The 24963-nt window shown below is 73.0% G+C and carries 19 protein-coding genes and 1 pseudogene; 10 read left to right on the top strand and 10 right to left on the bottom strand.

Annotation, left to right across the window (positions count from 1 at the left end; genetic code table 11):
* The first annotated feature begins 265 nt into the window (after window positions 1–265).
* The gene (gene ssgD / locus IE217_RS21550) at window positions 266–682 is read left to right on the top strand and encodes a spore wall synthesis regulator SsgD (RefSeq protein WP_190179535.1); all 417 of its coding nucleotides are present in this window, start codon (window positions 266–268) and stop codon (window positions 680–682) included.
* A 125-nt stretch (window positions 683–807) separates the two neighbouring features.
* Here the strand turns inward: ssgD and IE217_RS21545 are convergent, their stop codons facing one another.
* Window positions 808–1476, bottom strand: coding sequence for a GOLPH3/VPS74 family protein (locus IE217_RS21545; protein ID WP_190179534.1), 669 nt, complete (start codon window positions 1474–1476; stop codon window positions 808–810).
* A gap of 337 nt (window positions 1477–1813) precedes the next feature.
* Here IE217_RS21545 and IE217_RS21540 point away from each other — a divergent pair, with 337 nt between their 5' ends.
* From IE217_RS21540 to IE217_RS21530, 3 genes are all read left to right on the top strand, one after another.
* Window positions 1814–3439 (top strand): ABC-F family ATP-binding cassette domain-containing protein, encoded by a 1626-nt coding sequence (locus IE217_RS21540; RefSeq protein WP_190179533.1) that lies wholly within the window; start codon window positions 1814–1816, stop codon window positions 3437–3439.
* Between the two features lie 158 nt (window positions 3440–3597).
* Window positions 3598–4374 carry a dimethylargininase gene (gene ddaH / locus IE217_RS21535; RefSeq protein ID WP_190179532.1) on the top strand — a complete coding sequence of 259 codons (777 nt, stop codon included), beginning with the start codon at window positions 3598–3600 and terminating at the stop codon, window positions 4372–4374.
* Window positions 4375–4600: 226 nt separating this feature from the next.
* Window positions 4601–5575 (top strand): acyl-ACP desaturase, encoded by a 975-nt coding sequence (locus IE217_RS21530; RefSeq protein WP_190179531.1) that lies wholly within the window; start codon window positions 4601–4603, stop codon window positions 5573–5575.
* 17 nt (window positions 5576–5592) lie between these two features.
* On the opposite strand, the gene IE217_RS21525 is transcribed toward IE217_RS21530, so the two are convergent.
* On the bottom strand, window positions 5593–5838 hold the full coding sequence (locus tag IE217_RS21525; RefSeq protein ID WP_190179530.1) for a WhiB family transcriptional regulator: 246 nt from the start codon (window positions 5836–5838) through the stop codon (window positions 5593–5595).
* A gap of 204 nt (window positions 5839–6042) precedes the next feature.
* Between IE217_RS21525 and IE217_RS21520 the strand changes: the two genes are divergently transcribed.
* Window positions 6043–6834 (top strand): VOC family protein, encoded by a 792-nt coding sequence (locus tag IE217_RS21520; RefSeq protein WP_190179529.1) that lies wholly within the window; start codon window positions 6043–6045, stop codon window positions 6832–6834.
* A 6-nt stretch (window positions 6835–6840) separates the two neighbouring features.
* Here IE217_RS21520 and IE217_RS21515 read toward each other — a convergent pair whose 3' ends face one another.
* A complete protein-coding gene (locus IE217_RS21515) occupies window positions 6841–7896 on the bottom strand; it encodes a LacI family DNA-binding transcriptional regulator (protein ID WP_190179528.1) in 1056 nt (351 codons plus the stop codon).
* 85 nt (window positions 7897–7981) lie between these two features.
* Window positions 7982–8995, bottom strand: a complete 1014-nt coding sequence (ligD, locus tag IE217_RS21510) for a non-homologous end-joining DNA ligase (RefSeq protein WP_190179527.1) — start codon at window positions 8993–8995, stop codon at window positions 7982–7984.
* Between the two features lie 86 nt (window positions 8996–9081).
* On the opposite strand from ligD, the gene IE217_RS21505 reads away from it, so the two are divergent.
* A complete protein-coding gene (locus IE217_RS21505; protein WP_190179526.1) occupies window positions 9082–10152 on the top strand; it encodes an ATP-dependent DNA ligase in 1071 nt (356 codons plus the stop codon).
* Window positions 10153–10209: 57 nt separating this feature from the next.
* Here the strand turns inward: IE217_RS21505 and IE217_RS21500 are convergent, their stop codons facing one another.
* The gene (locus tag IE217_RS21500; RefSeq protein WP_190179525.1) at window positions 10210–11400 is read right to left on the bottom strand and encodes a zinc-dependent alcohol dehydrogenase; all 1191 of its coding nucleotides are present in this window, start codon (window positions 11398–11400) and stop codon (window positions 10210–10212) included.
* A gap of 196 nt (window positions 11401–11596) precedes the next feature.
* On the opposite strand from IE217_RS21500, the gene IE217_RS21495 reads away from it, so the two are divergent.
* Entirely contained in the window at window positions 11597–12631 is a 1035-nt protein-coding gene (locus IE217_RS21495) for a DUF3048 domain-containing protein (protein ID WP_190179524.1), read from the top strand.
* A 6-nt stretch (window positions 12632–12637) separates the two neighbouring features.
* Here IE217_RS21495 and IE217_RS21490 read toward each other — a convergent pair.
* A pseudogene (locus IE217_RS21490) lies at window positions 12638–15316 on the bottom strand (ATP-binding protein).
* Between the two features lie 272 nt (window positions 15317–15588).
* On the opposite strand from IE217_RS21490, the gene IE217_RS21485 reads away from it, so the two are divergent.
* A complete protein-coding gene (locus tag IE217_RS21485; RefSeq protein ID WP_190179523.1) occupies window positions 15589–16788 on the top strand; it encodes a DUF2510 domain-containing protein in 1200 nt (399 codons plus the stop codon).
* 145 nt (window positions 16789–16933) lie between these two features.
* Here the strand turns inward: IE217_RS21485 and IE217_RS21480 are convergent, their stop codons facing one another.
* Complete coding sequence (locus IE217_RS21480) at window positions 16934–17548, bottom strand: TetR/AcrR family transcriptional regulator (RefSeq protein ID WP_190179522.1); 615 nt, start codon at window positions 17546–17548, stop codon at window positions 16934–16936.
* Window positions 17549–17742: 194 nt separating this feature from the next.
* Here IE217_RS21480 and IE217_RS21475 point away from each other — a divergent pair, with 194 nt between their 5' ends.
* The gene (locus IE217_RS21475) at window positions 17743–18540 is read left to right on the top strand and encodes a phosphatase PAP2 family protein (protein WP_190179521.1); all 798 of its coding nucleotides are present in this window, start codon (window positions 17743–17745) and stop codon (window positions 18538–18540) included.
* A complete protein-coding gene (locus IE217_RS21470) occupies window positions 18537–19484 on the top strand; it encodes a DMT family protein (protein ID WP_190179520.1) in 948 nt (315 codons plus the stop codon). The genes IE217_RS21475 and IE217_RS21470 overlap by 4 nt, the downstream gene beginning before the upstream one ends.
* A 39-nt stretch (window positions 19485–19523) precedes the next feature.
* Here IE217_RS21470 and IE217_RS21465 read toward each other — a convergent pair whose 3' ends face one another.
* From IE217_RS21465 to IE217_RS21455, 3 genes are all read right to left on the bottom strand, one after another.
* The gene (locus IE217_RS21465) at window positions 19524–20357 is read right to left on the bottom strand and encodes an LURP-one-related family protein (RefSeq protein WP_190179519.1); all 834 of its coding nucleotides are present in this window, start codon (window positions 20355–20357) and stop codon (window positions 19524–19526) included.
* 52 nt (window positions 20358–20409) lie between these two features.
* Window positions 20410–22464: a phosphocholine-specific phospholipase C gene (locus IE217_RS21460; RefSeq protein WP_190179518.1), complete on the bottom strand. Its 2055-nt coding sequence runs from the start codon at window positions 22462–22464 to the stop codon at window positions 20410–20412.
* Window positions 22465–22708: 244 nt separating this feature from the next.
* On the bottom strand, window positions 22709–24907 hold the full coding sequence (locus tag IE217_RS21455; protein WP_190179517.1) for a discoidin domain-containing protein: 2199 nt from the start codon (window positions 24905–24907) through the stop codon (window positions 22709–22711).
* Window positions 24908–24963 lie beyond the last annotated feature (56 nt).

Here is a 24963-nt window from a genome sequence, read left to right as displayed (position 1 = left end):
AAGCGCCTCATGGCGGGGGAAGCTAGCCCACGGCCCCGGCGCCGTCCAGACGGCCTCCGGTCCCAACACGCCCGCCGTGCACGGCACATGGAACCGCGCGTACACGGAGGAACAACGGGAAATGGAATACGTCACGGGTGCGAATGAACGCGGTGACAGAGGTCACTCGTTCCTCGTGTGCACGGATTGGCTGATTCCGTCGTCTCTTCCAGTGCCCCGCCCGTCCGCCCGGATGTTCGTCCAGCCGTCCCAAGGGAGCAAGGTTTTGTCCACCCTCATCGAGCAGCCCGTGGAGGCGCGCCTGGTCGCCGCGGCCCCCCGGATGCCCAGCATCCCCGCCACACTGCGCTACGACCGGAGCGACCCGTTCGCCGTGCGCATGACCTTCCCCGCGCCGGCCACTCTGGAGGGCGTCGAGGTCTGCTGGACCTTCGCGCGCGAGCTGCTCACCGAGGGGCTCAGCGAACCGCGGGGCCACGGCGACGTTCGCGTGCGGCCGTACGGCTACGACCGTACGGTCCTGGAGTTCCACGCCCCCGAGGGCACCGCCGTGGTGCATGTGCGCAGCGGCGAGATCCGCACGTTCCTCCAGGCCACGAGCGAGCTGGTGCCGGTGGGGCTGGAGCACCTGCAACTCGACCTGGACCACGACCTGGCCGAGCTGATGCGGGACGCCTACTGAGCCTTCCGCCCCCCGCCGCGCGCCCCGGGTCGACGGCCCCGGGACACGCGGCAGCCACGCGCCGAGCCGGGCGGCGGCGCAGCCGGGCGTGGCCGAGGGTGACCGGGCCCGGCCGGGCGGCGGGCTCAGCCGGCCGGGGCGGAGGCCGCGGTGGCGGCCACGACGACGGCGGTGCGGACCTCGCGGACGACCCGGCGCAGGGCGGGCGCGGCCGCTCCGCTGCGCTCGGTCAGCTCCTCGATGCGCCGCCGGTGGCGTCTTCGGTCCTTGCCCGGCACCAGCGTCCGCAGTTCTGCGGCGGCCGCGAGCGCCACGACGGCCGCGTCGCGCTCGGACACCTCGACGGCCGGGCGGTCGCCCTCCAGCACCCCGCGCGCCTCCCGCTGCAGCGCGTCCACGGCGGCGACGCGCTGGAGGGCGTGCTCCACGGAGGGGAAGATCCCAAGGACGCGCCGCTTCTCCGCCCGCAGATACCCCTCGGCGGCGAGTTGCTCCCGCACGGCCACGAGCGTGTACCGGGCCCGCAGGGTCACCCAGGCGCGCCAGCGGCGCGGGCGTGACTCCCGTACGAGTTCCAGCAGGCCGTCCAGGACCGGGTCGCCGGTGTGGGCGTCCAGGTCGACCGGCGTGGTGATGCCGTCGTCGTCGACGAGCAGCCCGCGCTGGGCGAGTTCGGTGAGGGCGCCGGCCCTCACCAGGTGGTGCAGGTGCGCGGTGCCGGTGAGTCGCGGGCGCTCGGTGTCCCAGGCGAGCAGGTACAGCCGGGCCGGCAGCGAGAGCGATCCGTCGGACACGGTGCCTCCTTGGTGCCGCGGGCCGCTCGGCCCACGTCTCGTTCCATGGGTTGCTCTTAATTCCTTTGACAGCCGCTTGGCCGCCTCGTAGCGTCTGGAGCGGTCCTGTTGCCGCCGATTGGAGAAGGACGTTGCTCGTCTGAGGTCCTGAGACACCGCCGCACACCCGTCCGGGTGTGTGTGCCGCGTGCGACCTCGGCGTCCGAGCCGTCCTGAAGGAAGTCCGGCCCAGGGCTCTTCTGATGCCCCGTGCCCTCCCGCCTACACGGACCGTCGCCCCCCGCGGTGTCTCGACACGCGTTTGCCCTGACCGCACCAAGCAACCGCGAGGCCGCCCATGTCCGCATCCGTCACCTGCACCTCCCTGTCCTTCGCCTGGCCGGACGGCACCTCCGTCCTCACCGGCCTCGACATCGCCTTCGGCCCCGGCCGCACCGGGCTCGTCGGCGTCAACGGATCGGGGAAGTCCACTCTGCTGAAACTCGTCGCCGGGGAGCTGACCCCCTCCGACGGCACCGTCCGGGTCACGGGCGGGGTCGGCCTGCTGCCGCAGAACGTCACCCTGGACACCTCCCTGCGCGTCGACGAGGCGCTCGGGATCGCCGCGCGCCGGGCCGCGCTGCACGCCATCGAGTCCGGCGAGGTGTCCGAGGAGCACTTCGAGACCCTGGGCGACGACTGGGACGTGGAGGAGCGCGCCCTGGCCACCCTGGGCGAGCTCGGCCTCGGCCACATCGGCCTGGACCGCACGGTCGGCGAGGTCTCGGGCGGCGAGTCGGTGCTGCTGCGGCTGGCCGCGCTGCTGCTGCGCCGGCCCGACGTGCTGCTGCTGGACGAGCCGACCAACAACCTCGACCTGTACGCGCGCCGGCGGCTGTACGCGGCCGTCGCGGCCTGGCCGGGCGTGCTGGTGGTGGTCAGCCACGACCGGGAACTGCTCGAACTGGTCGACCGGATCGCGGACCTGCGCTCCGGGGAGGTCACCTGGTACGGCGGCAACTTCTCGGCGTACGAGGAGGCCCTGGCCACCGAGCAGGACGCGGCCGAGCGCATGGTCCGCGTCGCCGAGGCCGACCTGCGCAGGCAGAAGCGCGAGCTCGCCGACGCGCAGGTGAAGCTGGCCCGCCGCAAGCGGTACGGGCAGAAGATGTGGGACAGCAAGCGCGAGCCGAAGATCGTCATGGGCGCCCGCAAGCGCGCGGCCCAGGAGTCCGCGGGCAAGCACCGCGTCATGCACGAGGAGCGGCTCGCCGAGGCGCGGGAACGGCTCGACGAGGCGGTGGAGGCCGTACGGGACGACGAGGAGATCCGCGTCGACCTGCCGTACACGGCCGTACCGCCCGGGCGCGGTGTCCTCACCCTGGAGAACCTGGAACTCGCGTACGGCACGCGCGTCCCGGGCACGCACGAGCTGCGCGGCCCGGAGCGGGTCGCGCTGGTCGGCCGCAACGGCTCGGGCAAGACGACGCTGCTGCGTACGATCACCGGCGAGCTGGAGCCGGTGTCGGGGCACGTGACGGCGCACGTGCCGCTGCGGTTCCTGCCGCAGCGGCTCGACGTGCTCGACGGGGAGCTGACCGTCGCGGAGAACGTGGCACGGCACGCGCCGGGCGCCACGAACAACCGGATCCGGGCGCGGCTGGCCCGCTTCCTGTTCCGGGGCGGACGGGCCGACCGCAAGGCGGCCACGCTGTCCGGCGGCGAGCGGTTCCGGGCGGCGCTGGCCGCGCTGCTGCTCGCCGAGCCCGCGCCGCAGCTGCTCATGCTCGACGAGCCGACCAACAACCTGGACATGGCGAGCGTGCGCCAGCTGACGACGGCGCTCGAGTCCTACCAGGGCGCACTGATCGTGGCGAGCCACGACCTGCCGTTCCTGGAGTCCGTCGGCATCACCCGCTGGCTGGTCGTGGAGGAGGGAGAACTCAGGGAGACCACCCGGGAGGCGGTCATGGACCCGGCGTAGGCCGCGACCGCCCCTCCTGAGATCCGCGCACGGGTCTCAGGAGGGGCACAGGGCGGCAACGAGGGTTTTGTGGGCGGGGACGATTGGCGCATGATGGCCAACCGGTGCGGACACGCCCGCACCGGTCAGAACCGCCCCGCCGATCCGGAAGGTCACTCGTGCCCAGCCAGAAGGCCCTCGTCCGCCGCCCCGGCCCCCGCCTCGCCGAAGGGCTGGTCACGCACATCGAGCGGGAGCCGGTCGACGTCGAGGTGGCGCTGCGGCAGTGGGAGGAGTACGTCGAGGCGCTGCGCACCCACGGCTGGGAGACGATCGAGGTCGAGGAGGCCGGCGACTGCCCGGACTCGGTGTTCGTCGAGGACACCGTCGTCATGTACCGGAACGTGGCCCTGATCACCCGGCCCGGCGCGGAGTCCCGGCGCGCGGAGACCGCGGGCGTCGAGGAGGCCGTGGCGCGGCTCGGCTGCTCGGTCAACTGGGTCTGGGAGCCCGGCACCCTGGACGGCGGGGACGTGCTGAAGGTCGGCGACACGATCTACGTGGGCCGGGGCGGGCGCACCAACGCGGCCGGGGTCCAGCAGCTGCGCGCCGCGTTCGAGCCGCTCGGGGCGCGGGTCGTGGCCGTGCCCGTGAGCAAGGTGCTGCATCTGAAGTCGGCGGTGACCGCGCTGCCGGACGGCACCGTCATCGGCCACATCCCGAAGGTCGACACGCCGTCGCTCTACCCGCGCTTCCTGCCGGTGCCCGAGGAGTCCGGCGGGCACGTGGTGCTGCTCGGCGGCGGCAAGCTGCTGATGGCGGCGAGCGCGCCGAAGACCGCCGAACTCCTCGGCGATCTGGGCTTCGAGCCGGTCCTGGTGGACATCGGCGAGTTCGAGAAGCTCGAGGGCTGTGTGACGTGCCTCTCCGTCCGACTGCGGGAGCTGTATGCCTGATTGGGTGATCCGCTCACCTCCTCAGCCCCTGGACCTGCGGGTCCCGGGGCTGTACGGCGTCCGCTTCAACTCCCCCGCGGACACGCGCTGATCAGCGATCTTTACAGCGTTCTTAACCTACGGCTTCGTAACCTACGGATTCGTAGCCTACGATCCCGTAAGTTCCCGGCACCGCTCGCCGGGTCCTGCCCCGCCCCGCACGTCCGCGCGTCCCCCTGGAGTCACCGTGACGATCACTTCTCCTCACCTCGGCAGCACGTCAGTCTGGACCGACGCGCGGCTGCTGTACGCCCTGGAGGAAGTGGTCGAGAAGGAGCTGAACCGGCATCTGCAGGTCGCCAAGGACTGGATGCCGCACGAGTACGTGCCCTGGAGCGACGGCCGCAACTTCCCCGGGCAGTTCGCGGACGGCGAGGCCTGGGACAAGGAGCAGTCCAAGGTCACCGAGGTCGGCCGGACCGCCCTCGTCGTCAACCTGCTGACCGAGGACAACCTTCCGAGCTACCACCACGAGATCGCCACGCTCTTCGGCCGTGACGGCGCCTGGGGCACCTGGGTGCACCGCTGGACGGCCGAGGAGGGCCGGCACGGCATCGTCATGCGCGACTACCTGCTCGCCTCGCGCGCGGTGGACCCGGACAAGCTGGAGCGTTTCCGGATGGCGCACATGAGCGAGGGCTTCGAGTCGGACAACCGGCACTCGATGCTGCACTCCGTGGCCTACGTGGCCTTCCAGGAGCTCGCCACCCGCATCTCGCACCGCAACACCGGGCACCAGTCCGGCGACCCGGTCTGCGACCGCATGCTGGCGCGGATCGCGACCGACGAGAACCTGCACATGGTCTTCTACCGCAACCTGCTCAAGGCGGCCTTCGAGCTCGCGCCCGACCTCACCATGCGGGCGGTGCGGGACGTGGTGGTCGACTTCCGGATGCCCGGGCACGGCATCCCCGGTTTCGAGCGGGCGGCGGCCCAGATGGCCATCGGCGAGGTCTACAACCTGCGCATCCACCACGACGACGTGCTCCAGCCGGTGCTGCGGTTCCTGAAGGTCATGGAGATCGGCGGGCTGGGCCCGGAGGGGCTGAAGGCGCAGGAGGAACTGGGGCTGTTCCTGCACGGCCTGGACGCGGAGGCCGCGAAGTTCGACGAGAAGCTGGCCGCGCGCAAGGCGCGGATGGCGGCCCGCGCGAGCGGCTGACCGGCGCTGGGCCGCGCCTAGGGGGTGACCTTCCTGAGGGCCAGCCGCTCCTTCTCGGACAGGCCGCCCCAGACGCCGAAGCGTTCGTCGTTGGCCAGGGCGTACTCCAGGCAGGCCGGGCGCATCTCGCACATCCCGCAGATGCGCTTGGCCTCGCGCACCGAGCTGCCCGGCTCGGGAAAGAAGAAGTCGGCCCCGGTCTGGGCGCACAGGGCCCGGTCCTGCCAGGCGGTGTCGGCCGGGGTGATCGTCTCGGAGTGCATGCGCGAGATCCTGCCGCGCGGCGAAAAACGTTCGATCAACGCCGCATCAACGCGAGCCCTGGGCCCCCGGCCACCCCATGATGGCCGGGGTACGGCGGCCACCGCACGGCGGCTCGCCGCGGCCGCGGTCGGGGCGCGGTTGTCAGTGGGGGGTGCCAGACTCGGCTGTGCGGACCATCTGGTTCCCTTCGAAGGAGGGCAAGGATGCTCACCACCCGTTTCGTCAACGGCGCCCCGAACTGGATCGACGTAAGTACTTCCGACCTCGACGGCGCCCGCTCCTTCTACCGGGGGCTCTTCGGCTGGGAGTTCCGGTCGGCGGGCCCCGAGGCCGGCGGTTACGGCTTCTTCCAGCTGGACGGCCGGACGGTAGCCGGCGGCATGCAGACCACGGCCGGGCAGGGGCCGCCCTCCTGGACCGTGTACTTCCAGAGCGCCGACGCCGAGGCCACCGCCAAGGCGGCCGAGCAGGCGCACGGCGGTGTGCTGGCGCAGCCCATGGACGTGATGGGCCAGGGCCGCATGGCGGTCCTCTCCGACAAGGCCGGCGTGCCCTTCGGCATCTGGCAGCCCGGGCAGACCAAGGGCGTCGACGTGGCGGGCGACCCCGGTTCGCTGTGCTGGGTGGAGCTCTACACCCCGGACATCGCCGCGGCCGCCGCGTTCTACAACAAGGTGCTGGGCCTGGAGACTTCGGCCGTGCCCTTCCCCGGCGGCACCTACACCTGCGTGAACCCCGCCGAGGTCGGGGAGGACGCCATGTTCGGCGGCATCGTGCCGCTCTCCGACGACCCCGTCGAGGCGGAGGGCGGCCCGCACTGGCTGCCGTACTTCGAGGTGACCGACGCCGACGCCACGGCCGCCAAGGCGGAGCAACTGGGCGGCACGGTCCGCAAGCCCGCCGCCGACGTCCCCGGAGTCGGCCGGATCGCCCGCCTCACGGACCCCTCCGGCGCCCGCTTCGCAGTGATCAGGAGCGCCGCGCCGCAGACGTAGGTCTGCTTACGCGGAGGCGCGTCGGATCAGTGTCGTCGGCAGGACCACGCTGCGCGGTGCGCCTCCCACCGCGGCCTCGCCGGACTGGCCCGTCCCGCCGTCCCCCCGGTCGAGGCCGCGCAGGAGCAGGCGGGTCATCAGGCGGCCCATCTCCTCTATGTCCTGGCGGACCGTTGTCAGTGGGGGGTCGGTCTGCTCGGCCACGGGGAGCATGTCGTCGAAGCCGACGACGGCGACGTCCTCCGGCACCCGCAGCCCACGCTCGCGCAGCACCCGCAGCGCGCCGGACGCGGTGAGATCGTTGGCGGCGAACACCGCGTCGAGGTCCGGGCAGCGGTCGAGGAGTTCGCGCATGGCGCGCTCGCCGTCGGCGGGAGTGAAGTCGCTCTCCACGAGGAGCCGGGGATCGGCGTCCACCATGACGTCCCGGTAACCGTCCAGCCGGTCCACCGCCGAGGTCTGGTCGAGCGGTCCGGTGATGTGCCCGATCCGGCGGCGGCCGAGCCCGGCCAGGTGCCGTACGGCCTCGCGGGCCCCGCCCCGGTTGTCGCTGTCGACGTACACCACCCGCCGCGAACCGTCGCTCCAGCCGGGCCGTCCGCCGAACACGGTCGGCACTCCGGCGCGCTGGATCAGCCCGGGCAGCGGGTCGTCGAGGTGGAGGGAGAAGACGAGCGCGCCGTCGACATGGCCGCCCGCCAGGTAGCGCCCCACCCGGGCGTGGTCGTCGCGGCCCTCGGTCAGCAGCAGCACGAGCTGGGCGTCATGTGCCGTCAGCTCCTTGCTGATTCCGCGCAGTTGCAGCGCGAAGAAGGGGTCGGCGAAGACCCGGGTCTCCGGTTCGGCGATGACGACGGCGACGGCGTCGTGCCGTTTGGTCACCAGGCTGCGGGCCGCCTGGTTGGGCACGTACCCGAGTTCCTCCACGGCCCGCCGGACCCGCTCGGCCAGTGCCTCCCTGACCCCGTCGGCACCGTTGACCACACGGGACACGGTGGCCCGCGAGACCCCCGCCCGGGCGGCCACGGCCTCCAGCGTGGGACGCGACACTGCCTCGGACACTTCGGCACTCCTCACCGGCGGTTGCGGATCAGGATAACCGCGAAGCCGCGCCCCGGCGGGGGCGGATGGTCCGGCCCCGTGCCCGCTACGCGTCCTTCCTGGCCCTGCTCGGCTGCACCCGCTTCGGCTCACCCGGCATCTTCGGGTACTCCGGCGGATAGGGCAGGTCCGCGAGGCCGTGGTCGCGCTCGTCCCGCGCCGCGAGCTCCAGCAGCGCCTCCAGGGAGTACGCGTGCTCGTCCATGTCCGCGTGGACGTCCCCGAGTTCGGCGAACCGCGCCGGCATGGTCGCCAGGTCGAAGTCCTCGGGCTGGGCGTCGCCCACCTCCTCCCAGCGCAGCGGCGCCGAGACGGGGGCGTGCGGGCGGGGCCGTACCGAGTAGGCGGAGGCGATGGTGCGGTCGCGCGCCGTCTGGTTGTAGTCGACGAAGATGCGGGCGCCGCGCTCCTCCTTCCACCACTTGATCGTGACCCGCTCGGGCATCCGCCGCTCCATCTCGCGCCCCACCGCGATGGCCGCGCGCCGCACCTGGGTGAAGGTCCAGCGCGGTTCGATGGGCACGAACACGTGCAGGCCGCGCCCGCCGGAGGTCTTGGGCCAGCCGCGCAGCCCGCCGAACTCCTCCAGCACGGCGCGCAGTTCGTGGGCGGCCCGGACCGCGTCGGCGTAGTCGGTGCCGGGCTGGGGGTCCAGGTCGACGCGCAGTTCGTCGGGGTGGTCGACGTCGCCGCGCCGTACCGGCCAGGGGTGGAAGGTGAGCGTGCCGTACTGCGCGGCCCACACCACGGCGGCCTCCTCGGTGGGACACATCTCGTCGGCGCTGCGTCCGCTGGGGAAGGTGATGTGCGCGGTCGGGATCCAGTCGGGCATGCCCTTGGGCGCCCGCTTCTGGAAGAACCACTCGCCGGTGATGCCGTCCGGGTAGCGCTCCAGGGTGGTGGGGCGGTCGCGCAGGGCGCGCAGGATGCCCGGGGCCACGGACTGGTAGTAGCGGGCCACGTCCAGCTTGGTGAAGCCGCGCTCCGGGAAGAACACCTTGTCCGGGCTGGACAGCCGTACGGTCCGGCCGGCCACCTCCAGTTCCACCGCATCGCCCATGCGAGCCACGGTAGGCGTACCGCGCACGCCTCGCACACCGGGCGCGGGCGGCCCGGTGCGCGCAGAATCGGTGCCATGGAGGTGCCATGGACCTGCCGGTGATGCCGCCCGTGAAGCCGATGCTCGCCAAGTCGGTGGCCAGGATCCCGCCGGACATGCAGTACGAGGCGAAGTGGGACGGCTTCCGGGCGATCGTGTTCCGCGACGGGGACGAGGTCGAGCTGGGCAGCCGTACCGGCAGGCCCCTGACCCGGTACTTCCCCGAGCTGGTGGAGGCGCTCAAGGAGCGGGTGCCCGAGCGGTGCGTGCTGGACGGGGAGATCGTGATCGCCCGTGAGGGGCGGCTGGACTTCGACGCGCTCACCGAGCGGATCCATCCGGCCGACTCGCGGGTGCGGATGCTGGCGGAGCGGACCCCGTCCTCCTTCGTGGCGTTCGACCTGCTCGCGCTGGACGGCGAGTCGCTGCTCGACGTGCCGCTGTCCGACCGGCGGCCGCTGCTGGTCAGAGCGCTGGAGTGGGCGACGGCGCCGGTGCATGTGGCGCCCGCGACCACCGACATCGAGGTGGCGCGGCAGTGGTTCGAGCAGTACGAGGGGGCCGGTCTCGACGGTGTGGTCGCCAAGCCGCTCGGGCTTCGCTACCTCCAGGACGAGCGGGCCATGTTCAAGGTCAAGCACGAGCGCACCGCGGACGTGGTCGTGGCCGGCTACCGGCACCACAAGAGCGGTCCCGTCGTGGGCTCCCTGCTGCTGGGGCTCTACGACGACCGGGGCGCCCTCCAGCACGTCGGCGTGTCGGCCGCCTTCCCGATGAAGCGGCGCGCGGAGCTGATCGACGAACTCGAGCCGCTGCGGATGGACGACGTGACCGGGCACCCGTGGGCGGCCTGGTCCGAGGAGGCGGCCCACGAGTCGGCCCGGCTGCCGGGCGCGCCGAGCCGCTGGTCGGGCAAGAAGGACCTGTCCTGGGTGCCGCTCAGACCGGAGCGGGTGGCCGAGGTGGCGTACGACCACATGGAGAACGGGGCGCGGTTCCGGCACACCGCGCGTTTCCGCCGCTGGCGCCCGGACCGCACCCCGGAGAGCTGCACCTACGCCCAGTTGGAGGAACCGGTCCGCTACGACCTGTCGGAGATCCTCGGCTCCGGGGCCTGAGCCGGCCCCCGCCTCAGTGTCGCGTGCTCAGGGCCTCAGAGCCGCCTGCTCAGTGCCTCATGGCCGCATGACCACCTTGACCGCGCCGTCCTGCTTGCGCTGGAACATCTCGTACGCGTGCGGCGCGTCGGACAGCGGCACGTGGTGCGTGGCGAACTCGTCGACGCCCAGCGGGTCCTCGTCGGTCAGGTAGGGCATGATCGCGTCGCTCCAGCGGCGGACGTTGGCCTGTCCCATGCGCATCTGGATCTGCTTGTCGAACAGGGTGAGCATCGGCAGGGGGTCCGCCATGCCGCCGTAGACGCCGGACAGGGAGATCGTGCCGCCGCGGCGCACGAGTTCGATGGCGGTGTGCAGGGCGGCCAGCCGGTCCACGCTGAAGCGTTCGGCGATCGGCCCGCTGAGCACGCGCGGCATCACGGCGGCGGCCTGCTGGACCATGCGGGCGGCGGCGCTGCCGTGCGCCTCGGTGCCGACGGCGTCGATGACCGCGTCGGGGCCGCGGCCGTCGGTCTCGTCCCGGATCGCGGCGACGAGTTCCTTCTCGCTGTCGAAGCTGCGCAGGTCGAACGTCTCCACGCCCCGGCCGCGCGCCCGGGCCAGCCGCTCGGTGACCAGGTCCACGCCGAACACCCGCTCGGCGCCGCGCGCCCGCGCGATCCGGCAGGCCATGTCGCCGATCGGCCCGAGGCCCAGCACGGCCACGGTGCCGCCCCGCGGCACGTCGGCGTAGGCGACGGCCTGCCAGGCGGTGGGCAGCACGTCGGAGAGGTAGAGGAAGCGGTCGTCGGAGGGGCCCTCGGGAATCTTCATCGGGCCGTACTGCGCCTGCGGGACCCGCAGGTACTCGGCCTGGGCGCCCGGGACCGCGCCGTACAGACGGGTGTAGCCGAACAGGGGGGCGCCCATGCCCTCGCTGGTGACCTGGGTGGTCTCGCACTGCGTCTGCAGGCCCGCGGAGCACATGAAGCAGTGGCCGCAGGAGATCTGGAAGGGGACGACCACGCGGTCGCCGGGCCGGAGGTTGGTGACCTCCGCGCCGACCTCCTCGACGATGCCCATCGGCTCGTGGCCCAGGATGTCGCCGGGCGTCATGAACGGCGTGAGCACCTCGTACAGGTGAAGGTCGGAGCCGCACAGGCCGCTCGAGGTGATCCGGATGATCGCGTCCGTCGGTTCCTGGATCTTCGGATCGGGGACCTCTTCCACTCGAACGTCCCGCTTGCCCTGCCAGGTAACTGCCTTCATCGCGGCGCGCTCCCTCCGTCGCCTTTGTCACCGTCTGCGCCGCCGGGTACCCGGGGCCCGGTCACCGAACCGGAACGGCCGGATCGGAAGTGAGCGTCTATCGCCATGAATGAACATTCAAACGCACAATCGCAGGACTTGGACGGACACGCGTCCCGAGCGTGCCCGGCATACGCGAAGACGGGGGCTTGAGGCCATGGCGACGACCGAGGGCGGGACGGCGGGCATATGGCCGGGCGCGGAACCGGGCCCGGGACGAAGAGCGCGGACACGGCGGGCGGTGACCGCGGCCGCCCTGCTGGCCGCCGTGGCGGCCCTGTCCCTGGCGGCGGGCTGCTCCTCGGGGCGCGGCGGCCCCGGCGATGTGCCGGGGCACTCCGCCGGGCGGTCCCCGTCCCCCACCGCGAGCCCGCGGCACACCGGCCCGGTGCTCGCGGTCAAGATCGACAATGTGGTCCCGGCCCGCCCGCAGACGGGCCTGAACGCCGCCGACATCGTGTACGCGGAGCAGGTCGAGGGAGGGCTGAGCCGGCTGATGGCCGTGTACGCCACCAAGCTGCCCCCGGTCGTCGGGCCGGTGCGCAGCGCCCGCGAGTCCGACCTCGAACTGCTGCGCCAGTTCGACCACCCCGTCCTCGCCTTCTCCGGCGCCCAGTCCAAGCTGCTGCCGCTGATCGACGCGGCCCCCGTCAAGGCCGAGTCGGCCGACAGCGACCCCGGCGCGTACTTCCGCGGCGGCGACAAGGTGCCCCCGCACGACCTCTTCCTGCGCCCCGCCCGCCTCCTCGCCTCCCCGCCGGGCGCCGAGGCGCTGACCACCGGCTTCCGCTACGGTCCGGCCCCGGCGGGCGGCCGCGCCGAGACCTCGCGCACGGTGCGCTACCCGTCGGCCCGGTTCACCTTCACCTGGTCGGCGCAGCGGCACGGCTGGCAGGTGGCCATGGACGGCACGCCCACGGTGACCACCGACGGCGGCCGCGTGACCCCGGCGACCGTGGTGGTGCAGCACGTGAAGGTGCGCAGGTCGAGCCTGCACGACGTGCTCGGCAACTACACGCCGTACACCGAGACCGTGGGGTCGGGGAAGGCGGAGGTGCTGCGCGACGGACGGGTCTACGACGTCACCTGGAAGCGCCCCGGGGCGGCGGACGGCACCTCGCTCACCGCCGCGAACGGCACGCCCGTGAACCTGGCGCGCGGCCAGGTGTGGGTGGTCCTCACGGGCGACTAGTGCGGGCTAACGCAGGCCGCGGCCCGACTCCAGCACCTGCCGGGCCTGGGCCACCAGGCCGTCGGCGCCGCAGGAGCGGGCCAGGGTCAGGCCCCGGTCGAGTTCGGCGACCGAGCGGGACAGGATGCCGTACTCGACGCGGGCGGCCGCGTGCTCGTACTGGCACGGCGAGGCCTCGAGGTAGGTGACGGCCTGGGCGGCCAGGCGTACCGCGCGCTGGCCGGTCTCCAGCGCCGCCGCGCACCGCAGGGCCTCCCCTATGGCCGTGTCGGTGCCGAACCGCTCGGCCTGGCGGCGCACGTCGGCGGCGAGCCGGGCGGCTCTGGCCGGGTCCTCGGTGGCCAGGGCGTGGGCCAGGTCGGCGGCCCACGGCACCATCACGGGGTTGTGGTGGCCGCGGACGGCGGCGGCCTTCTCGGCGGCCTCCAGTTCGTTGACGCCCTCCTTGGTGCGGCCCACGGCGAGCAGCAGCCGGCCGCGCACGGAGCGCGGGTCGGGGATGACGATGGTGGACGGGTAGGGCGGTGCGAAGCCGTAGCGCTCGGCGACCTCCCAGGCCTCCCCGACGTGGCCGCGGGCGAGCAGGGTGTCGACGAGGTTGCAGGAGGCGGTCCAGTACAACGGCAGTCCGCGGCCCACCCGTTCGGCCAGGCGCAGGGACTCGCGCAGGGAGGTCTCGGCCTCTCTGAGCCGGCCGCGCCTGCGCTGGCCGAGCCCGACATAGGCGTGCGCGAGGGCGAGGTGGCCGCCGCTCCAGCCGGCGCTCTCGTAGGCGCGCAGCCCCTCGGCGTAGAGGGCCTCGGCGCGGTCGAGGCGGTCGCTGTAGGCGTAGGCCCCGGCGAGCATCAGCAGCAGTTCGATGCCCCACTCGGGATCGGTCCAGCCGAGGCCCGGGGCGAGGCGGCCGTTGACCAGGGCGCGGTCGCACACCTCGACGACCTCCTCGGCGTTCTCGCCCCGGGTCATGGCGTCGAAGCCGCGCAGGATCAGCAGGGCGCGCTCGGAGTTGTCGCGGCCGGTGCAGCCGGCGGCGAGCGCGGCGAGCCGTTCGGAGCGGTCCGGGGAGCCGGTCTCGCCCGCGTACAGGCCCTCCCACATGTACTGCACGGCCTGGAGTCGCAGCCGTACGGGACCGGGTTCGTGGCGGGCGGCCTCCGCCTCGACGGTGCGGACGGCCTCCTCGAGCTGGTTGTTGTGCAGCAGGGCCTGGGAGAGCCGGCACACGGCGTCCACGCGGGCGGCGCCGTCGAGGCCGCGCATGCCCAGGGCGCTTCGCAGGTGCTCGACGGTGGTGGCGGGCGCGGTCAGCAGTGTGGCGCAGCCCAGTTCTTACAGGACGCGGGCGTGCACCTCGGGGGCGGGCGGCTCCAGCAGGGCGCGCTCCAGACAGCGGCGGGCCGCGTCCGGGGCGCCGACGGCGAGGTGTTCGCGGGCGGCGGCGCGCAGCTGTTCGACGAGTTCATCGTCGTCGTCCGGGTGGACCTGGAGCAGGTGCCGGGAGGCCGCGGCGGCGCCGAGGCCGGAGTCGGTGACGACCTGGGCGGCGATGCCGTGCATGGCGGTGCGCAGGGCGTCGGGTATGGAGTCGTAGACGGCGGTGGCGATGAGCGGGTGCACGAACTCCAGGTCGCCGTCGCCGCCGCGCCCGGTGGCCGGGTCGGGGTCGGTCAGGATGCGGGCGCCGCGCAGCAGTTCGGCGCAGCTCACGGCGTCCTCGCGGCCCATGGTGGCCAACCGCGCCACCAGGTCTACGGAGATGTCGGTGCCCAGGATGGCGGCGGCCCAGGCGAACCGGGTGGCGTCGATGCCGAGTTCCTCCAGGCGGGCGACGAGTCCGCCGCCGCGGGCCGAGCGGTTCAGGGCGCGCAGTTCACCGGCGTGGGCCTCGGCCGGTTCGAGTTCGCTGTCCTGAACCTTGGCGAGGAGTTCGACGGTCTCGTACGGGTTGCCGCCGGTGACCGCCCACACCTCGCGGCAGAACGCGGCGTCGGCCTGCGGGCCGAGCGTGGCGCGGGTGAGCCCGGCGGTGGCGTCGGGGGTGAGGGCGCTCAGGTCGCTGACGCCGGCCGCGGCGGCGACCGCGTCCAGGCAGCGGGCGCTGTCGCCGTCGGACTCGCCGGGCCTGCGGGCGACGGCGACCAGCACGGAGAGGTCGTCGAGGCGTTCGACGAAGGCGGCGAGCCAGCGCAGGGTCTCCTCGTCGGCCCAGTGGGCGTCGTCGATGAGCAGCACCAGCGGCCACTCGCGCCCGGCGAGCCTGCGCACCGCGGCGACCAGCCCGTCGCACACGCCCTGCGGGTCGGCCTGCCGGTCGCCGGGCTCGGCGATGCCGAGGGCTGGGCCGGCGATGTCGTACCAGTCGCCGAGGTACTCGCGGGCCTCCTCGGGCCTCATGGACACCAGCGCGGGCTGGAGCAACTGCCGTACCACGTTGAACGGTACGGAGCGCAGGGTCTCGCCGCCGCGCGCCGACCACACGGTGCAGCCGCGCTGCCGGGCCAGGCGCCGGGTCTCGGCCAGGAGCGCGGTCTTGCCGAGTCCCGCGTCGCCCTGGAAGACCAGCAGGCCTCCGGAGGACGAGCGGTCGGCGCACAGCGTCTCCACCGCGTCCGAGACGGCGGTGATCTCCTCGTCGCGCTCCCACAGGGAGGCCGAGGCGGCCGCACCCGGCCGTACCTCCGTCATCCCGCTACCTCCCCAAGTCGCCCGAACGACGTACGGAACCCGAGCGTAGTCCCCGTGCCCGCGAAGTGGAGCAGGGTCCGGTCACCTGTTGCCGCGACGGGTGAAACCGGTCGCGCGCGGGCGACGCCGGACGCCCGCGACCTGCGCCGGTGACGGGAGTGACGTGTCAACTCCCGGTCAAGGAAGGCCCGGTGACCGGTCAAGGGCACCGGGATCGCCGGCCGGGCGGGGTCTCTCATCCGGCTTTCACCGACGCCTCATACGGTGGGGGCATGACGCAGGTGACTCCACCCGGGTGGTACCCCGACCCCGGGCAGACAAGTGACGGTCCCGCCACCGAGCGCTGGTGGGACGGCAAGGCATGGACGGACCGGACCCGCCCCCTCGGTTCGCCCGCCGCGTGGGGTCCCCCGGCGCAGCCGTCCGCCGGGGAGACGGGACTCCAGGATCAGCCCGGGTCCGCAGGGCAGTTCGGATCCCCGGGGCAGTTCGGGGTTCCCGGCCAGCCCGGGTCCCAGGCTCAGCCCGGGTTTCCGGGTCAGCCCGAGATTCCGGGTCAGCCCGGGATCGCGGCTCAGCCCGGTTACTACGGGCACCCCGGCTGGCCGGGGTATCCGGCGCCGCCGCCGGCCGCTCCGCGGCGCGGGCTGCGCACGGGCATCGCGGTCGCGGTGGCCGCCGCGGTGCTGGCGAGCATCGGGGCCGGCGTGTACGCGCTGGCCGGGGACGGCTCGGGAAGCCGGGACCGCGCCGGGTCGCAGGGGCCGGCCGGGCGCGGCGGTTCCGGCGGGCAGGAAGGTTCCGGCGGCCTCGGCGGGCCGTTCGGCGGCGGCCCCGGCGGCAACGGCGGAAGTGGCGGGAACGGCGGCCCGGGTGGTTCGGGGGGCTCCGGTGGTTCCGGTGGTCCCGGTGGTTCCGGTGGGCAGTCCGCCGCGCCGAAGATCCGCAGCGGTTCGGTGACCGACCAGGTGAGCGGCATCAGCCTGCCCATACCCGGCGGCTGGTACGGCCAGCAGCTCACCGCGGGCGCCCAGGTCACCTCGGACGACTCCTACAAGTGCCCCGGGGACACCTCCCAGGAGTGCACCAAGGGCGGCGCCTACTCCGCGCCCGCCCTGCTGCTCGGCACCCAGGGCGGAACGGCGGAAGAGGTCGCGAAGGCCGACATCGCCGCCAACGCCAAGGAGTCCTACGGCGGGAAGACGTACGGCGGGATCACCTCGCACCAGGTGCTCCAGTCCAAGGCGGTGACCGTGGCGGGCCAGGAGGGCTACCTGGTCCGCTGGAAGGCGGTGACCGGCAAGGGCGCCGACGGCTATGTCGAGTCGCTCGCCTTCCCCTCGCCGGCCGACTCCCGGCGGATCGTGGTCGTCCGCTTCGGCGTGGACGTGGGGCAGCGGCAGTCGGTGATCGACGACATCACCAAGGGCATAAAGGTGTCCTCGGGCGGCGGCGACGGCCAGAACGTCTGACCGGCCCCGCACACGCTCCGGCCGGGTGAGGCGCCCCTCCGCTCCAGAGGAACCCCACCCGGCCGGTGGTGCGCGCCGCCCCCGTCCCCACGGTGCGGCGCCGGCAGGTCACCGTCCGGTCATCCCTGGACGGCGGCCTGGGTCTTCACTCGAGGCCGAGCGCCGGCAGCACGGCGGCCTCCACGAACCTGACCATGTAGTCCGGGTCGGCGTACGCCCCCTCCAGCACGGGCCGGATGCGCAGCACCCCGAACATCTGCGCCGGGACGTACTCCAGCGCGGGCGTGTCCGGCGGGACCTCGCCGCGCTCGACCCCGCGCCGCAGGATCTCGCGCAGCGCGGCGATCTCGGGCTCCACGAGGGTCTCGCGCAGCGCCCGCTTCAGGTCGGGGTCCTGCATGATCGCGTGCCCGAGGGCCTGGAGGAGGCGGGTGTCCTTGCCGGACCACTCGCCCGCGGCACGCGCCGCCTCGCGCAGGTCCCCGGCGAGGGTGCCGGTGTCGATGCCGGCGAACCGCGAGCGGCTGCTGGAGCGCAGCGCGGCCACCACGAACTGCGGCTTGGTCTTCCACTGCCGGTAGAGCGTGGACTTGCTGCAACGGGTGCTGGCGGCGACGCCCTCCATGGTGACGGCGTCGTACCCGCACTCGCGGATCTGTTCGAGGACGGCGTCGAAGAACTCCCGCTCACGCTCAGGCGTGAGCTTGGAGCGGCGCGAGGCGACGACGGGCTCCGGTCCGTCCGCGGCCTGCGACGTCATCACTCTTCTCCTTCGCTCGTCCGGGGGCTGCGCCGCCCAGTGTGGCGCATCTCCATCGATACGTCAGTGTACCGGTACTCAAGCGTATCGATACACTGTCGTACCGGTACGCTAGCGTATCGATGTCAGTCGGATCAGCGGGCGGCGCGCACGGCGCCGCGCGCACGCACCACCGTCAGCGAGGGGGCCGGGGCATGCATTCCCGTGAGCAGGAGGCGCCGGCGCGGCCCGCCCGGCCCGCGCGACCCCCGCTCCTGCGCGAGCTGCTGCTGGTCGCCGGGCTCTTCCTGATCTACAAGTTCGGCCGGCAGCTGGTCGCCGGGCACACCGGCGAGGCGTTCCGCGACGCGGACCGCGTCTGGGACCTGGAGAGGGCCGTGCGCCTGCCCGGCGAGGGCGGGGTGCAGTCTTTGCTGCTGCACGGCGACACGGCGGTCCACCTGGCGAACACCTACTACGCCACCGTGCACTTCCCGGTCACCGCGGGCTTCCTGATATGGCTCTACCTGCGGCGCCCGGCGCACTACGTCTGGGCCCGCCGCGTGCTGGCCGCGGTGACCGCCGCCGCCCTGGTGGTGCATCTGGCGTTCCCCCTGGCCCCGCCGCGGATGCTCGCCGAGGCGGGCCTGGTCGACACCGCCCGCGTGTACGGGCCGTCGGTGTACGGGCCGCCGCAGACGGACCACCTGTCCAACCAGTTCGCGGCGATGCCCTCGCTGCACTTCGGCTGGGCTCTGATGGTGGCCGTCGGCCTGATCGCCGCGACCCGTTCGCGCCTGCGATGGCTGTGGCTGCTGCACCCGCTGCTGACCCTGGTGGTGATCGTGGGCACCGCGAACCACTACTGGCTGGACGCGCTCGTGGCGGCCGCGCTGCTCGGCCTCGCCCTGACGGTCGTACCCCGGCCGCACCGCGCCCCGCACACCGCGGGCGGCGGCCACGCACGGCCGGTGCCCGCGGAGGACGACTCCCTGGTGGGGGCGGCCCGATGAGCGCCGCCGTCCTCGCCGTCGTCCTCTCGCTGTTCTCGGCCGTCGCCTACGCCGCCGCCGCGGTCGCCCAGGAGCGGCTCGCCGCGCGGGACGCCGGAGCGGGCCTGGTGCGGCTGCTGCGTTCCGGCGCCTGGTGGTGGGCCGTCTCGCTGAACGGGTCGGCGGCCCTGCTGCACGTGGTCGCCCTCCGGTACGGACCGCTCACCGTGGTCCAGCCGCTCGGCGCGCTGACGCTGGTGGCGGCGGTGCCGATGGGGGCGCGGATGGCGGGGCGGCGGGTGGCGGCCGCCGAGTGGCGGGGCACCGCGTGCACCCTGCTCGGGCTTTCCGCCCTGCTCGTCGCCGCGTCGGGACCCGCGCCCCGGCAGGCGCTGAGCCCGGCCGAGGCGCTCGCGGTCGCGGGCGGCACGGCCGTCCTCGTCGGGGCGCTGTCACGGCCCGGGGCGCGGCCGGGTCTCAGGCACGCGACCGCGTCCGGCCTGGCCTCCGGTGTCGCCTCCGCGCTCACCCAGACGGTGACGGTCGCCGCGACGGACCACTCCGGACCGCTGCTCAGCGCGCGGGTGATCACGGTGGCGCTGCTGGTGGCCGCGTTCGCCACGGGCGGCCTGCTGCTGTCGCAGACCGCCTACCGGGGCGGCCTCGGCGCCCCGCTGGCCGTGGTGACGCTGGCCAACCCGGTGGCAGCCGCGGTCGTCGGGATCACCCTGCTCGGCCAGGGCCTCCAAGGCGGCGCGCGGGGTGTGCTCCTCGCGCTGGCGGGCGCGGCGCTGGCCGGCTGGGGCGTGGTGGAGCTGTCGCGCTCGGGCCCGCGCCCGGCCGGCGAGGGCGGTCACGGGGCGCACCCCGTGGCCGCCGTCCTGGCCCTGGAGCCGGAGTCGGCCTCCCAGGAACCGGTGTTGCTGCCCGAGCGTTCCGGACCGGGCCGTCTCACTCCCCTGTGACCACCGCCGTCACGCGGCTCTCACCGTGAGGGCCGTCCGTCAGCCCAGGCCCCGCGAGTCCTGCTTGAGCGCGGTGTCGACGGTCAGCGCCGTCGCGACCACCAGGCTCAGCAGCGGCTCGGGCAGCTGGTAGTGGATCTGCAGGACGTAGTTGTCGGCCGTGGTGAACATCGTCTTGGCCAGGCCCTCCCAGGTCTTGGTGATCCGGGCGACCTCGTTGTCGGCGTGGTCGACGATGGCGAAGTTCCAGGCCCGCCAGTTCTCCGCCTTGATGGCGCCGACCTGCCGGCCGTCGGCGTTCATCGCGAAGTTGATCTTACCGAAGACGTTGTTCTGGACGATCTCGCCGACCTGCGAGCCGTCCGGGCGGGACACGATCACGCGCGACTTGAATATCTTCGCGGGCCGGGTCAGCACCAGCAGCGGCTGCCCGTGGTTGTCGCGGATCTCCAGCTTGTGCGTCATGAACTGGTCGAGGCTGGAGACGAAGCGCAGGATCTTCTTCAGCGCGCTCTGCCCGACCTCGGTGACCGCGCCGATCAGGCTGCCGTTCTGGTCGAAGACCTTGTACTCGTTGGTCAGCTCGATCAGCTTGGCCTTCTGGTTCACCACCAGCACCGGCTCGCTGAACAGCGTGCCGCCGCCGGGGCCGCTGGGGGCGACCCCGGCCTGCTGCTGCACCTGACGCTGCACCCGGGCGTCGGGGCCCGTCGGCTGCGCCGGGACCTGCGGCGCCATCTGCTGCGCACTCTGGGGCTGTTGGCCGGCGTGGGTGTGTTCCGTCCACTGGGAGCCGTCCCAGTAACGCAGCGTCTCGGCCGCCCCGTGCGGATCGGGGTACCAGCCTGCAGGTGTGTTCGAATGCGTGGTCACCGGGGCACACTACCGCGAGCCGGCCGGAAGGCAACCGCTTCCTGTCCGCTGATCAGCGGGTCAGGATGGCCGGATCGCTCACCCCGGGACGGCCGTTCTCCACATGTCCGGCGAAACGCCGCACAAACCCCGCCTCTCCTTCGTCGGTGACGGTGAGGTCGTACCAACGCGCGCTGGCCGCCAGCGAGTAGCGCTCCTTCACGGTGGCGCCGGGCCGCACCCGGACCGTCCTCGGCTTCCCGCCGTATCCGCTGCTCACCTTCAGCGACGCGGTCTTCGCGCCCTTGTTGGTGAAGGCGAGCTCGACGTCGTCGCCCACGTGCCGTGCGGTGACCTCCGGGCCGGCCGTCTTCCCGGGGCCCTTGAAGACGCGCAGGAATCCGTTGGGTCCGTGCACGGTGAGGTCGTGGGAGCCGCCGGAGTAGGCGGAGTTCCAGGTGTCGGCGACCTTCCGGCCGGCCTCGGTGGTGTAGGTCCAGGGGCCGTCGGCGCGGTTGCCGGAGGTGACGAGGAAGGCGGCGCCCGCGTGCGCGCCGGAGGCGAAGGTCAGGGTGAGCTTTCCGGTCGCCGTGTCGGCCGAGGCGTCCACCAGGGGCGCGTACTTGAGCGGCCGGGTGGGACGGCGGCCGCGCTCCTGCCGGGGCAGCGTGCCCTTCGCGGGCGGGGTGGGGACGTAGTCCGGGTGGCGGTTGTGGTCCGGGGGGAGGTAGCCGGCCGTGCCGGGCAGCGGGACGTGCCCGGTGTCCTTGCGGGAGAAGTCGAAGGCGGCGGTGAGGTCGCCGCACACGGCCCGCCGCCAGGGCGAGATGTTCGGCTCGCGCACCCCGAAGCGGCGCTCCATGAAACGGATGATGGAGGTGTGGTCGAAGGTCTCGGAGCAGACGAAGCCGCCCTTGCTCCAGGGTGAGACGACGAGCATGGGCACGCGCTGTCCGAGGCCGTAGGGGCCGGCGACGTGGCCGCCGCCGCCCTTGAACAGGTCCGGTTCCGCGTCGGCCGTGGAGCGGCCCTGGCTCGCGGAGGCCGGCGGGAAGGGCGGGATCAGGTGGTCGAAGAAGCCGTCGTTCTCGTCGTAGGTGATGAACAGGGCGGTCCTCGCCCACACCTCGGGGTCGGCGGTCAGCGCGTCGATGACCTGGGAGACGTACCAGGCACCGTAGTTGGCGGGCCAGTTGGGGTGCTCGGTGAAGGCCTCGGGGGCGACGATCCAGGAGATCTGCGGGAGTTTCCCGCCCTTGACGTCGGCCTTGAGCCGGTCGAAGAAGCCCTCGCCCTTGCGGGCGTCGGTTCCGGTACGGGCCTTGTCGTAGAGCGGGTCGCCGGGCGCCGCGTTACGGTACTGGTTGAAGTACAGCAGCGAGTTGTCGCCGTAGTTGCCCCGGTAGGCGTCCTGGATCCAGCCCCAGCCGCCGGCCGCGTCGAGGCCGTCGCCGACGTCCTGGTAGATCCTCCAGGACACGCCCGCCTTCTCCAGCCGCTCGGGGTACGTCGTCCAGCCGTAGCCGGCCTCGTCGTTGCCGAGGACGGGGCCGCCGCCCTTGCCGTCGTTGCCGGTGTAACCGGTCCACATGTAGTAGCGGTTGGGGTCGGTGGAGCCGATCAGGGAGCAGTGGTAGGCGTCGCAGATGGTGAAGGTGTCGGCGAGCGCGTAGTGGAAGGGGATGTCCTCGCGGGTCAGGTACGCCATCGTCGTGGTGCCCTTGGACGGGACCCACTTGTCGTACCTGCCGTCGTCGAAGGCGGCGTGCCCGTCGTTCCAGCCGTGCGGGAGGTCCTGGATGAAGGCGAGGCCCAGGTCGTCGGCGTCGGGGTGGAAGGGCAGGATCTCCTTGCCCGCGGCGTCCTTCTGGTGCCAGACGGACTGGCCGCCGCGCAGGGTGACCGGGCGCGGGTCGCCGAATCCGCGTACGCCGCGCAGGGTGCCGAAGTAGTGGTCGAAGGAGCGGTTCTCCTGCATCAGGACGACGATGTGCTCGACGTCCTCGAGCGACCCCGTGCGGTGGTTCGCGGGCAGCGCGGCGGCGCGCTCGACGCTGTTGGACAGCGCGGTGAACGCCGTGGTGGCCCCCGCGAGTTGGAGGAATCGGCGCCGGTTGACCTCGGGCATGGGCAAGGACCTCTCGTCCTGGGTACGGGCGGTACGGGCGCTGCACGCGCGCTGCGAGTGTTCCAAGTCCGCCGGACGAGTGGGAAGGGTGCGATGGCGCCAATGTGAAAAGCGGCGGTACGCGAGGTGCTCGAACGGGTGCGCAGACGGGCGGCCCCGCGCTTCGCCGAGCCGCGGACCCGCGTGCACGAGCGCATCCGGACGGTGAGGCGCGGGGCGTCCTGGCAGCGGGACGGCCGCCGGATCACGGGGTCAGGTACGCCTCCACCTCGCTGAACTGTCCCGCCGGCCAGCCGGTGTTGGCGCTCACCGACAGCCGCAGCCAGCGCAGGTTCGTACCGTCGGGCAGGGCGACGGTGGCGGTGTTGCCGGTCGCCGGGTCGAAGCGGTAGTCCCGCGCCCCCACCACGGTCGAGTAGTTCGAGCCGTCGGTGCTGCCCAGCACGGTGATGGTCTGGGTGCGGGCGCCCCAGGCGGCCGACGGCGGCAGTTTAAGCACCAGGCGGCGCACGGCCTGGCCGGAACCGAGGTCGACGGTCCAGGACTGCGGGAAGGCGTTGTTGGCCGACTCCCAGTAGCTGCTCCCGTCGCCGTCGACCGCCTTGCCGGGCGTGTAGACGTCCTGCGAGCCGGTCGCGGTGGCCGGGCGGCCCTTGGCGAGGTTGCGGTTCGGGTCGGGGTCGGGATTTCCCTGGCCCGGCTGCGGCCAGGTCGAGCAGTCCTCCCAGGTGCCGGGCCAGCCGGAGTTGCCGCCGCCGTCGGTGAGCGTGAAGCTGCCCGAGCCGGACGGGTAGGGACAGTCGTAGACGCCGGCCGCGCCCACGGAGGTGGCGGTGACGTCGCGGAAGACCGCCGCGCCCTGCGCCTCGGCCTGCACGACGACCGTGCCGGTGTTCCTCACGGTCGCGCCGTCCACGGTGACGCCCTTGACTGGGTAGCCGTGCCCGCCACCGGAGACGAACTCGAAGGCGCTGTAAGGGCTGTCGGTGATCGTGGTGCCGGTGATGTTCACCGTGGCGTTGATCGCGCTGTCGTAGGAGTCGACGCGCAGCGCGCCCATCGGGTGGTTCCAGTTGGGGTTCATCGCGCCGGCGCGCACCAGGGTGTTGCCGTCGACGGTGATGGTCCCGGCGAGCGGGCTGAAGGGGTCGAGGAACTTCTGGTTGGAGATGGCGATGCCGCTGCCGAGGGCGTTGGTGTCGGAGACCAGGTTGCCGCGCACGGTGATGTCGGTGCCGCCGTAGATCGCTATGCCGTTGGCGAGGTTGGGCTGCGAGACGGTGTTGTTCTCGAAGCTGCTGCCGGTGTCCGGGGCGTTCAGGGACCACATGGCGAGGGAGTCGTCGCCCTGGTTGCGCAGGAAGTTGCCGCGGACCCGCACGCCCCTGGCGTTGCCGTTGAGGTTGAGTCCGTCGGCGGTGGTGTCGAGGATCCGGTTGTTCTCCACGACGAGGTTGTCGTTGTTCCCCATGAGCCAGAAGCCGCACTTGAGGTGCTGGATCCACATCCCGGAGACGGAGGAGTTCGGCCCGAGCGAGCCGTTGACGAAGTTGTCGGGGTTGGAGTCGACGCGCTCGGTGACCTCGCCGATGACGGCGAAGTCCTTGATGTGGACGTTGCCCGAGGAGTTCGACTGGTCGATGAAGCGCGAGGTGTGCACCACCGAGTACCAGTCGCCGGCGCCCTGGAGAGTGACGTTCTGCACCCCGTTCAGCGAGGAGGTCAGCCGGTAGTCGCCCGGCGGGATCCACACCACTCCCCCCTGCGCGGCGGCGATGGCGTCGCGGAAGGCCTGGGTGGAGTCGCCCTGGCCGCTGGGGTCGGCGCCCTTGGCGGTGACGGACACCGACCCGGCGGGCTGCGGCGCGGCCTGGGCGACCTGCTCGAAGTCGGCCACGTCCACGGTGACCTGCACGTTGGTGGCGACCAGGGCGACCTTGTCGCCGGCCTGGACGTCCCGGCCGAGCAGCAGCCGGGAGTTGTCGTAGAAGTGGTGCGTCCTGGAGCCGGTGATCCAGCCGGTGTCGACGTAGGAGTACTTGGAGGTGACGGGGAGGGTCTGCGCGAGCCTGGTTCCGTTGACGTACACGTCGAGCGTGCCCGACTGGCCGTCGGGGACGCTGTAGGAGACGTTCACCGCGTTGGCGGCGCGGGGCACGGTGAACTCGACGCGCTGCCCGGCGGCCAGGCGTACGGCCTGGCGGCCCGAGGCCTCGGAGGCGAGGGTGCCCTGGGTGTAGTCCGGGCCGATCTTCGTGCCGGTGGTGGCGGCGGACTCGGCCTCGACCGGGGTGAAGGGCAGGGAGGCGCCCGCGGCCGCGTGCGCGGCCGGCGAGCCGAGGGCGACGAGCATGCCGGCCGCGAGGGCGACGGCGGCGCCGGCGGCGGCCGCCCGCCGGGCGGAACCGGTGGTGCTGCGGGTCGTGCTTGTGCTGCCGTGCATGTGCTGATCCCTTCGTGGTGGGGGTGCGGGGATAGCGCGGTGCGCGACGGCGGTCG

Source organism: Streptomyces naganishii JCM 4654, assembly GCF_014650575.1.
In the GTDB taxonomy this organism is placed as follows: Bacteria; Actinomycetota; Actinomycetes; order Streptomycetales; family Streptomycetaceae; genus Streptomyces; species Streptomyces naganishii.
Note: the sequence above shows the minus strand (reverse complement) of the source record. Positions and strands in the feature narration are given on the sequence as shown.